14 protein-coding genes are annotated in these 12,758 nt (G+C 35.8%); 9 read left to right on the top strand and 5 right to left on the bottom strand.

Annotated elements, in window-relative coordinates:
* Positions 1 to 34 precede the first annotated feature (34 nt).
* The 3 genes from ASC84_RS18120 to ASC84_RS18110 all read right to left on the bottom strand — a co-directional run bounded on the left by ASC84_RS18120 (position 35) and on the right by ASC84_RS18110 (position 2,555).
* Complete coding sequence (locus tag ASC84_RS18120; protein WP_056517277.1) at positions 35 to 1,096, bottom strand: YqaJ viral recombinase family protein; 1,062 nt, start codon at positions 1,094 to 1,096, stop codon at positions 35 to 37.
* A gap of 134 nt (positions 1,097 to 1,230) precedes the next feature.
* Entirely contained in the window at positions 1,231 to 2,262 is a 1,032-nt protein-coding gene (locus ASC84_RS18115) for a DUF932 domain-containing protein (RefSeq protein WP_056517274.1), read from the bottom strand.
* 89 nt (positions 2,263 to 2,351) lie between these two features.
* On the bottom strand, positions 2,352 to 2,555 hold the full coding sequence (locus ASC84_RS18110; protein WP_227515174.1) for a hypothetical protein: 204 nt from the start codon (positions 2,553 to 2,555) through the stop codon (positions 2,352 to 2,354).
* 547 nt (positions 2,556 to 3,102) lie between these two features.
* Between ASC84_RS18110 and ASC84_RS22970 the strand changes: the two genes are divergently transcribed.
* From ASC84_RS22970 to ASC84_RS18080, 9 genes are all read left to right on the top strand, one after another.
* The gene (locus ASC84_RS22970; RefSeq protein WP_171252555.1) at positions 3,103 to 3,243 is read left to right on the top strand and encodes a hypothetical protein; all 141 of its coding nucleotides are present in this window, start codon (positions 3,103 to 3,105) and stop codon (positions 3,241 to 3,243) included.
* A gap of 62 nt (positions 3,244 to 3,305) precedes the next feature.
* Positions 3,306 to 3,584: a hypothetical protein gene (locus ASC84_RS18105; RefSeq protein ID WP_056517268.1), complete on the top strand. Its 279-nt coding sequence runs from the start codon at positions 3,306 to 3,308 to the stop codon at positions 3,582 to 3,584.
* A gap of 10 nt (positions 3,585 to 3,594) precedes the next feature.
* On the top strand, positions 3,595 to 3,744 hold the full coding sequence (locus ASC84_RS22965; protein WP_171252554.1) for a hypothetical protein: 150 nt from the start codon (positions 3,595 to 3,597) through the stop codon (positions 3,742 to 3,744).
* A gap of 48 nt (positions 3,745 to 3,792) precedes the next feature.
* Positions 3,793 to 4,209, top strand: a complete 417-nt coding sequence (locus ASC84_RS18100) for a hypothetical protein (protein ID WP_056517267.1) — start codon at positions 3,793 to 3,795, stop codon at positions 4,207 to 4,209.
* A 12-nt stretch (positions 4,210 to 4,221) separates the two neighbouring features.
* Positions 4,222 to 4,800, top strand: coding sequence for a hypothetical protein (locus tag ASC84_RS18095; protein ID WP_056517264.1), 579 nt, complete (start codon positions 4,222 to 4,224; stop codon positions 4,798 to 4,800).
* A gap of 128 nt (positions 4,801 to 4,928) precedes the next feature.
* Entirely contained in the window at positions 4,929 to 5,060 is a 132-nt protein-coding gene (locus tag ASC84_RS23515; RefSeq protein ID WP_264753255.1) for a hypothetical protein, read from the top strand.
* A gap of 3 nt (positions 5,061 to 5,063) precedes the next feature.
* Positions 5,064 to 5,477 carry a hypothetical protein gene (locus ASC84_RS18090; protein ID WP_056517261.1) on the top strand — a complete coding sequence of 138 codons (414 nt, stop codon included), beginning with the start codon at positions 5,064 to 5,066 and terminating at the stop codon, positions 5,475 to 5,477.
* Positions 5,478 to 5,611: 134 nt separating this feature from the next.
* On the top strand, positions 5,612 to 6,793 hold the full coding sequence (locus ASC84_RS18085; RefSeq protein ID WP_155860358.1) for a hypothetical protein: 1,182 nt from the start codon (positions 5,612 to 5,614) through the stop codon (positions 6,791 to 6,793).
* A gap of 220 nt (positions 6,794 to 7,013) precedes the next feature.
* On the top strand, positions 7,014 to 8,150 hold the full coding sequence (locus ASC84_RS18080; RefSeq protein ID WP_056517256.1) for a reverse transcriptase family protein: 1,137 nt from the start codon (positions 7,014 to 7,016) through the stop codon (positions 8,148 to 8,150).
* Between the two features lie 395 nt (positions 8,151 to 8,545).
* On the opposite strand, the gene ASC84_RS18075 is transcribed toward ASC84_RS18080, so the two are convergent.
* Entirely contained in the window at positions 8,546 to 9,517 is a 972-nt protein-coding gene (locus ASC84_RS18075) for an inovirus-type Gp2 protein (RefSeq protein ID WP_056517254.1), read from the bottom strand.
* Positions 9,518 to 9,889: 372 nt separating this feature from the next.
* Entirely contained in the window at positions 9,890 to 12,331 is a 2,442-nt protein-coding gene (locus tag ASC84_RS18070) for a hypothetical protein (RefSeq protein ID WP_056517251.1), read from the bottom strand.
* Positions 12,332 to 12,758: the final 427 nt, after the last annotated feature.

The raw sequence follows: 12,758 nt of genomic DNA, 5'->3' as shown, positions 1-12,758 counted from the left end.
TTTTTCGCAGATATGCCCTAAATTGAGAGTGGCTTTACTCATCATCGGTATAGATGTTGAAACGTCGTGAGCCTTGTTTGTTTTGTGGAAATTGATTGAGATATTCAGGATGCTGTTTGAGTAAAGCCTTAGTGTTTAGGCTGATTGAGTCTTTTGACTTTTTCCACGTCACTGAGCCTGTTTTAAAGGTCGCTCGTTCAGCCTGTTGCATCTTGACTTGTAGTTGATGTTTCAGCAGATCGAATATCTCTTGACTAGTTTCAATTTGATGTCGTGCTTGAATTAATTGCTCAAATTGTTGATTGGCTTGCTCATCTTCAGATAGGTCAGTGGTACTGAGTGGTACATGTTCTGGATAAAGCTGTTGTAAGGCTTTGGCTGCTGATTCAGATGCATCGGCATCAGGTGGTATGTCTTTTTCCACGCACTCCCAAAAGTGTCGTTCAGCCTTGATGATGTGTTGGATCACCGATTCTGAACGGGTCACTTTAAAAATTCGGGTTTCATGCCCACAAATCAGTACACAGATATGTGCTGCTTTCTTACCTGTCACTGCCAATTGATGTTGCACTTGGCAGAGTACATATAGAGGCACACCATCTCGCCATAGCTTAGCACCGTGTTCCCCTGCTGTTTTGCATTCCAAGATTTGTACATCAGCATCACCCACTACTGAGTAATCCAAATTGGCTAACATAAAGTGTTTATCTGGTTCAGGGTGTTGTAGTACAGCATTGACTCGCCGTACTTTGTAGTTGGTATGCATACTGTAGTATTCAGCCACCAAAGGTTCTAGACGTTTACCCCAATAGAGCGGTGCATGCCCTTCACTTTCATCCTCAATGTTTTGTTGGATGCGTCCTGTTTTAATCATCCACAGTTCCAGCATCGACATATAGGGATTTAGTCCACAGGCTGCTGCACAATCACTACTGCCAATGCCTTGTTTTCGAATTTCTTGCCACTCCGCTTGGCTCATTTGTTTAGTATTGACCAAGCGTTTGGCACTAAAAAGTTTTGGGGCAATAAATGTTTGAGTAGTAGTTGACGTGATTGATCGAGTGGGTTGGGGGTTGATATGGATGTGGTGATTCATAATTTCATTCCTGTTATTGTTAAATTTTGGGCATAAAAAAACCACATCCGTAGATGTGGTCTTAGTAGGATTGCATTGATTGAACTTAGGTCTTTTGTTGAAGTGGTATTGCTTAGGCTAATTGATGGGATAATTTATGTGATCATCCTTAAAGCCTGTTCTAAACCGCGTTGTTTTAAGCCAGCTCCTGCACCAAACCATGCTGAATCGAGTCGATGATCTTGACTCATAGCGCGACGCTCATGGTCGCAAAATTCAGTAATAGAACAGAGTAAGCCGTAGGCGGTTTCCTTGGCTGAGGATAGCTCTGCGCCTCGTCCATGACCATTAAACATCGTCATGACTTTCGACATGGCTCGTCCATTGGGTTCGGTTTTATTCGGTTCTGATGGGCTGGCAACATTACGGTAGTACTGAATCAAACGTTCATCTTGTTCTGCGATACTCAGACTTGTATTATTAAACACTGCATCAAAATAGGCAGCCGCTTCTTCTTGGCTGACTTTTCGCTGACTGAGTTGTTTCATCTCATACATGTGTTCATCCCATGCACGAATTGAAATGCCCAATTGCTGTTTTATCTTGTCTGCATCAAACTTGGTACTGTGCGGTACTTTGACCACACCTCGACTTGCATCCTGTCCTTTCAGTGCAATCGCTAAGGTGTTATTACACACCACACGAATGGATGTGAATTGTGCTGTGGTGGCAAGCGTACCATCACACGCCGTGGCTAACAGAATATAGCCATTGCTGACATCTTTGCCTTTGAGTGCAGTACTTTGTCCTGTTTTTGCCAAAGCCCAGAATTTCTTACCACCTTTGAGTATTCCTGCTGTTTCCAGTTCAAAGCCTGATTGTTCAGTGAGGTCACGATAGAATTCAAGAATCTGTTTAGGTTGCACTTCTTGATAGCGCTGACTGACCACAGATAAAGGGGCATGGGTATCGGAACGATATAAAACTCGTTGTTCTTTAAAGGGCATAATAATACTTTGCCCTCTGTGGTTTTGTGCCATGTAGCTGACATCAGATGATTCTATACGCCAGTCCATGCCTGCTTGTTGTGCCCAAACTTCAATGGGTTGATTTTGAGAAAGTTGGTTGCCCAAGCCATGCCAAGGGGTTTGCCCCACATAAGCCATTTGTTCGATGAGATGTGCCATAGGATATATTCCTGATATTAAATAATGAATTGTTTGGATTTAAAAATGAGTATTCTGAGGAGGTATTGCGATAAATCTGAATCGCCAACTTATTTGGTAAATGGTGGTCGTGGTGTCTGTTCAGCAATCACCAGAATCACACCACCCAACATGGCGCCTGCAATTCCGCCTATAAATGGCGAATAGCCCAAGGAACGTGCCAGTGACATGCCCAATATGGCTAAAGTGGTGGGTGAGTTGCTGAGTCCTAAGCCTTGTATCATTGGCTTGATGGGTTCTCGTTGAGGAAACATCCCCTCTTCTTCTTGATCAAAATCTCGATACGGCATAAAAACTCCTGATAGTGAATAATAGAATTGCTGCTGATTTCCCAAGTTGTTCAGGAAACATCAACAATTTCTTCACTCAGGTGTTATGTATCTGAAATTATTTACATTCTATTTTTGATTGTTTTTAGCTCGTTATCATATCTTTGTCTGCAAATGAAATTGACCCCAATCAGGCTTGGCATTATCATGAGCTTGCTGGCCTACATTGCCAGTCGGTTTTGACAGACCGCAGATCCAGCACGATATATGGAATGATTCTTGTATGTCGTGGAACCCTCGTGTTCCCCCTTTGCGGTAGAACGGGAGGGGGACGCCTCGTGCGTGCTGGTTCCTTGGATCCCAGTCTGTCAACCCCTTTTCGTTCTGCCACCATTATTTGACAGTAATTTGGTAGAACTTCTTATAATTCCAAGGAGTCAATCATGACTGTTTCTTACGCTGTTACACCGCATTTTATTCCGATTTTATCTCGTCTATCTAAAACGAATCCTAGCTCTACATTGCTTCGGTAATGAAGATTATTGCACGTCTGATTTTAATCATTGGTGTATTGATCTGGCTGGGACCTGCTGTCATTGGATTTGTCCTGATGATGTTGCTGTTTTGGCTTTTGGTTGAGTTGGCTGGTTGGAATAAACCTCCTCCACCATAAATCGAGACCATACCCTTTGAAATCAGATATCGATCATGTTGTTTTTTATGACGAGAATTATCATGTCTGTTTTTTATCATTTGCCCATTCTAGGGCTCACACTGTTTACGACTGTTTTACTCACAGGCTGTGAAAGCAAAGCCAAGCGTGACTTTAATGCAGGTTGTCAATCTGGCGGTTCTGATCACTCTGCCTGCTCCTGTGTCTATGACAAGCTCGAAGCGCATTATTCCCCTGCTGTGATGGAAAAAATGGCTGATCAAAATGTCAGTCGCCTCGATCTACCAGCAGATTTTGGTGAACAAATGTATCGCGCTGCTCAAGCTTGTCAATCACGTTAGGAGAACAACCATGCAAATCAAACATTATCTGATTGGAATTTATGTAGTGATTGCGCTGTTATTTTCTTTTTATTTAAAGGGATGCAGTGCCACAGCCGACCAAAGCTATGCTTATAACTTAGGCAAAGCAATTGTTTGGCCAATCTCGATGTTTAACTAATTACATTCTATTAGAAGTATATGCAACAACAATAATTAGGATTTTTTTATGAATAAGCGAACCAAATACTTTTTACAGTCAGGAGCTGTTTTTGCCTGTTTATCTGTAGCTTCATTTAGTCATGCTGATATGAATAAAGTGATGACACTTATCAACTCACCTGCCAGTGCACCTGCTGTTAAACGCTGTGAAGGCAATATTAATTGCAATGCCTTTGTTGCCATTAGTAAAGAATGGCAAATCATCCCCAAAGGAGATCGACTCCGTTACTTTATTTATAGTGCTGATCTCAATGCCATGATTCGAGAAGGCAAAGATTTAAAGGAGCCAAAGTTAATTGAGATTGATGACTTTGCTTATCAAGTTTTTGATAATCAGGCCGAGAATGGAAATGACCGATGGCTATACGTCAAAGGTTTAGCTGTGCTGAAGTATGTGCAATGTACTCAGTTTGCATCACAGTAATAGGATTCCATGATGAATAAATTACTCCTCACAATTGTCATAATAACAACACTCACTGCCTGTCAGAAGAAACCTGAGCCTTCTTCATCCTCTTCATCAGATGCAGGTAGCCCACCAACCAGTACCCTAGATTTACCTGATTCTAGTCCACAATCAAAAGAGCAAGAAGCTGAAGCAACCGCAATTGCTCATGACCGTTATGATCCTGACAGTATCTATACAGGTGCTGAAAATATTGATATTCCACAGCCTCAACTTAAACGTGAATTGTTAGAAAGTGAATCAGTCGACGTGAAGTTTCGTCCTGTTGATGCTTATCCAAACTTTAAAGTCATCACAAGTACTGTGTATGACACCACTCGTTTAAAAGTGGTTTCTGAAGTGAACGATGTGATTGATAAAGTAGAAATAGACAATCCTAGTTGCAAGGTCATTGGTGTAGAACCATTTACCACTAAATTTCCGAGTGTGTCCTATTACGGAGCAGTATTTAACATTGTTTTAAAGGGCTGTTCTACTGAGGAAATTAAAGAGATTTATCTTTATACCACGCATGGAAAAATCACCTATCGTGCTATTGTTGAGCAATGAGTGCTTTAAAAATAACATAAATTAATCTTCACTTTTTTTCTGTTTCAGCTCAACACCTCACATTGAATCAGCGCAAATATTCATGACTAAGCTGGGTTGAAACAGAGTTTTATATTACGAGAATAATCATGTCTAAAACTCAACTCATGCTGCCTTTGCTGTTATCAATATCCTTGCTAAATGCCTGTAGTCCATCCAAGGATAAGGCTCAACCACCACACCAAACACCAAAAACAGAGCTTGATGTAAAAACCAAGTAATTCATGCAAATAGATCTGAGTGAACAAAAAACACTTGATGATGACGTTTCAGTAAATTCTGAAATAGATTCCAATCAAGCCATTCAAGACAATAAGTCTCTCAGTACTGAACAAGCTGAAGCTGAAACACCAGCACAGATCGAAGAACAGTTTGATATTCGAGTCTATCGAGCTGAATCCCAAGGTTCGATGACAGGCTATATTGACAAAGTTGACATCATTTCACTCAATGACCAACCCACTACGATTACGGGTATACAAATCAATCGTGGCAACTGTGGCATTACCAATATGTATGATTATAAAAATATGCGTTATGGTTCAGTCGCTTTAGCTTATCCACGATGTAAAGCGGAATATATTCGTGAGGTGAGTATCAGTACTGAGAATAGGACTTATGCTTATCGGATGAGTTAATTCTTAAGCTAGTTTAGCTTTATGAAAAAACATTTTTTTTAATAGCCATAGAACAAAAAATGTTGCAATAAATATTACTATATCTGATTCAGCTTGATATGATCTTAAATAATTATCAAGCTAAATGTGCCAAGATGCATTATCAAGACTTTAAAAAATTAACTTTTGAAAAAATTCATGGATCTAGTGATATCAATATATGGCTTAATCAATTTAATGAAAGTGATAAGAATTTGGCATTAATAATGTTAAGTAAATTGAGATTTGTATCAAGAGATACGTACGCTCAATGGTTACAAGAAGAAGTTTCTAGAAATACCTTAAATGATACTAAATATGCTTTCTATTCCATTCGTAAATTAGATGAAGACGAAACAAATACTTTCATTCCATATTGGAACGATGCGACTGGATGCGTAATCGATAGATCAGGACAATCTTTAGGAAGCGAGGACTTCGTGTATTCATTAATCTCAAGTATTACAAGAGAAAGAGATTACTTATATGATCATCCACCATTGAGTACTTTAAAAGAAAATCGCATTAAAAATTTAATATTAATTGATGATGCTATTGGAAGCGGAAAAAGAGTTTACTCATTTATTAATAGTATGTTGATTAATAAAACATTTAAAAGTTGGTGGAGTTTAGGGCTCATCAATTTTCATATTTATAGTTTTATGCGAAATAGTAATGCGCCTAAAAATATTATAAAAAACATTGTTGGATCAGATCATTCTTCTAGAACTTACAAAAAATCATCTAAAATTATTTTTTATGGCAAATACACCTATTCTGATAATTTGCATAAAAGATGGGGAGAAAATGTACAAGAAATTCTAACACTATGTACGCAGAATAAAAAAATTCCAAATTGGGCTAATAAAGGATTTGGAAAAGTTATGTCTAATTTAGTCTTTTATCATAGCGTACCAAATAATATACCAGGTATATTCTGGTTTGATGGAGGAGATAATTGGAGTCCTCTTTTCCCAGGTAGAACCATACCTAATTGGATGACTTTTTTATTAGAAAATAGTACTGAGGAAAATCAACAAATCATTCCTTTTCAAATAGTTGATATTTTAAAGTTAATTAATAAAGGATATGTTAGCAAATCAAGTTTAGCGAGTGCACTTGATATAGACATGAGTTTATTAAACTATTATTTAGAAAAATGTATTAATTTAAATTTACTAAATGGTAATACTTTAAGGATTACAGCTATAGGAAGAAATTTTCTTCATAATCATCCAAAACCTATTCCAAAATGGAACCAAGACCTGTATATTCCAAACTCTTGGTGTAGTGATTAAGTTTCACTATTCAGCCGTTACTGCTCTCTACCTAATAGAGACTTTAACTGATTCTACAATTGTAGATGGGAATATCGGATAGATATTTTTGGAAAGAACTCACGATAGGTCGATAAAATCGACCTTTATATGTATGCGCCTTTGAAGTGAACTTCAATAGACCTTCGAAGCCTTGTAGACGCATACATATAATGGACACAAGGTCCAAAGGATTAGGTGAATGGAAACTTGGTCACTACACCGACTTTATACTTGTTCAGCAGAAAAACTAGGCGCAGACAAAGCTACAAAGCTCAAACGATACTCGGAAAATTTAAAACGTAAAAATTTGCCGACAATTTTTACATTAAATCATTTAGCTAAAATTACTGGCGTTGACTATCATTTTTTACGCTCTACCGTTTTACGTAATCGAGAAATTGCTAATTATAAAATGTACGCTATTCGAAAGAGAAGTGGTGGGCGTAGACATATTCATTCTGTAAATGGAAAATTATTGAAAGTTCAAACTTTTATTAATGAAGAAATATTGCAAAATATACCAGTATCTAGTTCATCTTACGCCTTTAAGAAAAATAGTGGAATAAAAGAATGTGCTCAAGCTCATTGTGAAGCTAAATGGATATTCAAGTTCGATCTTGAAAATTTTTTTTATAGTATTAATGAGCATCAAGTTTACAAAATCTTTAAAGATTTAGGTTATACAAGTTTATTATCTTTTGAAATAGCAAAAATTTGTACAACAACAAGACTACCCACCAACCTTAGCAACCTATTAAAAGTAAAAAACAATAGTGATTTTAATAGTTATAGATTTTATCAAAATAACTATTGTTTAGGTGTGTTGCCACAAGGTTCGCCAACAAGCCCCATGTTAAGTAATTTGGTTGCTCAAAACTTAGATAATGCTTTAATAGGATTGGCATCTAATTATAATCTTACTTATACAAGATATGCAGATGATTTGACTTTTTCTACTCCGATCAATCTACCACAAAACCTCTCTATCGGTAAATTACAGCGAGAAATATTTTACGAAATTAGAAGACATGGATTTAAAGAAAATAAGAAAAAAACTGTAATTTTAGGCCCAGGCTCTAGAAAAATTGTATTAGGTCTTTTAGTGGACACTAGTGAGCCAAGACTATCAAAAGCAATGCTTAAAAGAATTGATCGATTAGTATATGCTGCACATAAATTTGGAATTATTGAAGCCGCAGAACATGAAGGTTTTGAATCCCCTATTGGGTTTTTTAACCATGTAAATGGCTTAATATCGTTTGTAAAGCATATTGACATTAATAAATATCATTATTTTTCCTCTAAATTTCCAATTTTCGAATTTGATAATTTTTAACTTCAAGACTTTTTTAAAAATTAAGAAATGCCATGGCACTAACTTTACTCTGAAATATACTTTAAAACTTCGAACGTTAGCCCTAACTTTAAGCTTGGATTATTTTCGAATTAAAATGAGCAATTAAAATTTAGGGCCAAGTCAAAACATTTGATAGAGGAAGTGTCTAAGGATACATATCAAAATCGTTAAATCTGCTCTACACCATCGACATTATTTAGGTGAAGGATAACTCAATTTATTCCGCTAAAAATACAAGCATGTTCCTCGGTTTCGTCTTTTGCTCTAAAGTAGAGTTTTTACGCCATTTTACTAATTCAATAGGCAGAAAAATGCTTTAATTCACTCCATGTAGGATGTGTAATGCTGTAATACATTACACATCTCTAACTACCTCAATCGTAGTAATCTGTACATAGCCTAAAGCCTTGCACTACTGGTAAAGTAGAGACAATACACCCTCTGCGACGATCAGTCTTGTATTGCGCCTTACCAAAGCTCCGCATCTTAGGAACCCCTACTCTCATGTATTGATTCTCCTTTTCAGGATTGACCAAATACATAGCTGCTTTGATGGCATTTTCAACTTGTTGAGAATTGGATCGATGAATCATCCCAATACCCAATTTACCTTTCTGTAAAAATTGCGCCTTGTACTCAGGGGAGTTAGAGGTAAAGTAGTAGCCTTTGTTCGCCGTGATCTCACTCCAACATTGTCCTACCTGTATAGCCATACCAAAGTCTTTTTGATGTTTATGCCCATCGTAGATCAGTAAGACATGACAATGATAGCCCTTAGTTGCCCCTTGCTCTAAAGCCCATGCATAACCATGTAGGTCTTTGAAACAAGTATCTTGATTCTGCATTCGATTAATAAAGGTGCGTAGATATGCATAAAATTGCTCAATACCGACCTTATGTTGGTACTTCTGCTCAATACTCAAGTCGATACGAATGAATAGTAGTTTTGCGTAGTGTTGAGTTAACTGCTCTAGATACTCTCGAAGACTACGTTGATTACGTTTTTCTTGAGCCTTTAAATATATGATCTCTTGTGCAATAAGCAAGCGTCCTTGCCTTAAAAGCCCTAATAATTGGGTCATTTGCATGGGATTAAGATGCTTTACAGTAGAGATAGCTTGACCATTCAACATATGATCAACTACTTTCGTTAAAGAGTGAAAGGTTTCAATACTTTGAGCATATTTTAAGTGGGGTAGATAGATTGCTTTAAATTGAGGAATGAGTAGAACTAAACCCTCTTTAAACCCTTGCTCACTATTCCCCTCAAAGCACATTGAAATCATCAAGTTTTGTATAGCAATCAATACTTCAGATTCATTAATATTAACTACTGCATTAGACATAGAATTACCTAGTGAATGATTTAACTCATATCACTAGGGATTTAGTTATCTTTTACAGTAGGTTGAATAGTATGTAATGAAGATGCTGTTCAGTTCATATAGAGATGAGCATTCATATCAAACCAGTAGATTCAAGCTAGTCATACTCAATACCTATGATATTAAGCTCATAGATACTACTCATATGTATTCATTCAGATAATCGTTATACCTTTAAAAACATATAGTAATAAGTATATATTCATTATATTCATTATATTAATAACCCACTAGAGCCATGTTACCAGAACAGCCTAATACACGAGAATATGGAAAACCTATATTTCCTTATAACAGCATAAATCTGATATGACACTACAAGCTAAAGTTACGCTATTGATCATCATCAACTTCAGAACGTTCCACAGACTCCTTTAAAGCTTTCTGTCTAATAGACTTTGTAGAAGGTGTATTCTTTCTACTAGCAACAGCTATACTACTTTTAATTAAAAGTCCCGAGCCTGTTTGTTTATAGGTTTCATGATAAGCTTCCCCAAAAAGACTATGACTTAAAAAAGCTGGAATGATTTTCTGTAAAAAATCAGATTTTCTTGCCTTATTGGTTGACTCAATGAATAAATGATCTGACGCATACTCGCCTTCAGCAATCATCAGTGGTTTGCCTTGTATTCTACAATGTTTAAACTTTGTTTTTTCATTCAGCTTTAACTTCGACTTGCCTTTGTTATTAATAAATTTAACCCATTTATCATTTAACTGCTGGATAATAGAATCTCGATCAACTACTGCACGTTCATCAAATACAATAAATACATCAGCATAAAAATGCTGATCTTCATCTACACGCCATAACCCAAAGAAACCCGTTTTCCGTGATAAAGGTTTTGAGCGTTGTGCATGATGTAAAAATGCAGTCCATAAAATGACTAAATCGGGATGTGATATGTATTTAGTTTCAGGAATTAACTCGACAGTTACTCTAAGAACCAAACAGCCTTGTAGAAACAAATGCTTAAGCAACTCTGTAATATCATCTATACGCCTTATATATTTTTTATAAGAATGATTACTAATCTTTTGTATTGATTGATTACCTATCCCCTTCAACGAGGATGTATATAATCTTCGTAAAACTAAAATAAGTTGATTAACCTCTTCGATAGCATGTCTAGGAACTGCTGAGCCGGTTAACTGTTGCAAAGCATCTCTACTTTTTTCAAAAAAAGGCTGTATTAAAAATGCATATCGTGGATGGAGCAGATCATCAACTTCATTTTCTCCTAGTAAAATAAATTGCCGACCAAGGCGTGTAATTGCCTTATTTAAAATTTGTCGTGTCAGCACTTCTTGATCATCTGATACACTAAGCTCAAAAGCTTGTAGTTCTATAGATAATAGTGTCTCAATAAATATCTCGATATTCATCATGGACTGAAGCTTTTCAGGGGCTGGTTCAATCTCACGATAATAATGCATGACAGCCTCAATATAAGCTTGGCTGGTTTTTGGGAGGCTACGCATACTCCAAACAGATTTACGTTCTTTTTCAGACAAAAATGGCTGAAAATTTTTTGACAAACCTTTGTTCGCTTTTTCAACCTCAGTCAAAAAGCTTTCTATAATATTTTCATTTTTAAGACTCTGACTTTCACTTTGTGCTTGTAAATTATTAAGGTAACTATCTAAGGTTTCATTAATAGCCAAATATTTTAATTGGCTAGATAAACAAGGCTGAATATGCAAATCAAGTATAAAGAAAAAGCTAAGTACCCAATATTTAAATGCTTCCGCATTTTTAGGTTGTGATTTTTTGATAAGACCTACAGCAATTTTAGAATAATTTCTCCTAATGACCTCATTCCAATTGCGAATCGAAACATAATAGGAATTCCCCAAAAAGTTCTGGATTTGTTGTTGTAATACATCTATTGACTTTTTTTCAGAAAAATTTTTAGAGGGTTTTAATATCAAAATACAATGTAAGTTTAAATCCTCTTTAGCACCATGTGTTTCAATTTTGGTTAACCCATTGAGAAGATCAGGAAACCTAGCCAAAATAAGCTTAATATCATGAATAGGGCTATCTTGCACATGTCCCACTTGAGTCATTAAGTCTGACCTAGATGTTAAAAAGCCTTGTATCTTAATATCAATTGTGAACACATAGGTTGAGGAATGAGTTCGCAATAAAAGATCAAAGGCTTCAGCATAGCTATTAAATTTATCTAATGCATTCTTTTCATGTCTACGATGTTCATCCATACCAATATCGATTTGATTTCGAACCTCGGATATTAGTTGAGCTATGCGTTCATAAGGGATATTTCTAATCACCCAAGGGGGTATTTGAAGATGAGTATCATAAATAAATGCAACTTGAGCGTATTCCTCCTGTTGCTTTTCAAGTAATGGTAGATAGTCCCAGATACCATATTTCCTTCTTATCTCATGTTCAGCATTTTTATCAAGTTGCACATATTTTTCATATACACTCTTAAAAAAAAGATGATTAAACATTTCAGGGGTTGGAAATAATTCTTTTTGCAAGCGTATTCCATTAAACGAATCACAAAACTCCGCAAGTTGCAGTTGATCTTCTTGATGTCTGAATCTGGAAGTAAGTAAATCAGCATCCCAAATACCATCACTGACATCATGAGCAAAATGATTTATCCGCTTCAAAGCATCAATTGTTTCTTTAAAAATTACTTTCTCACTCAACCCACCTGAATAGCGTGTTGAATATGAGAGTGAAATTTTATGTTTTAACAACTTAAAAAAATCTTCATTTGAAATTTTTATAGATAAATTCATGCCAGTCTCGACTAAATGCTATATATACCAATACATAGGTTTAGAATTAAAAAACAAAAAAATCACATTAATCACATTTATTTTATATAAAAATAGCTTTTATAAAATCAAAAATCATCCATTTAAATTTAGTTTATCACTAATAATATTTAAAAAAAACACAAAAAAAATTGTACATCAAAATACAATTTTGGCTTTATGAAAGTCCTCAATTTAGTGATTTAAAAATTAAAAAGATGATTAAGAGTTCAATAATAGGTTCTGCTAATTTCTTAGATCTAAGATCTAAGATCTAACACTTTACTGCAAAGCATACATGTTATAGTAAGAACGAAAGCTGATTAGCTAAGTAATTAGCGTTGTGTAGTTGGGGGTATAACTGGGGGTAAAATATAAAAAATATTATTTAATTTATATTAATATTATA

It is taken from the genome of Acinetobacter sp. Root1280 (genome assembly GCF_001425285.1).
In the GTDB taxonomy this organism is placed as follows: Bacteria; Pseudomonadota; Gammaproteobacteria; order Pseudomonadales; family Moraxellaceae; genus Acinetobacter; species Acinetobacter guillouiae.
The sequence above is the reverse complement of the archived record's forward strand: the minus strand, read 5'-3'. Positions and strand labels throughout refer to the sequence as shown.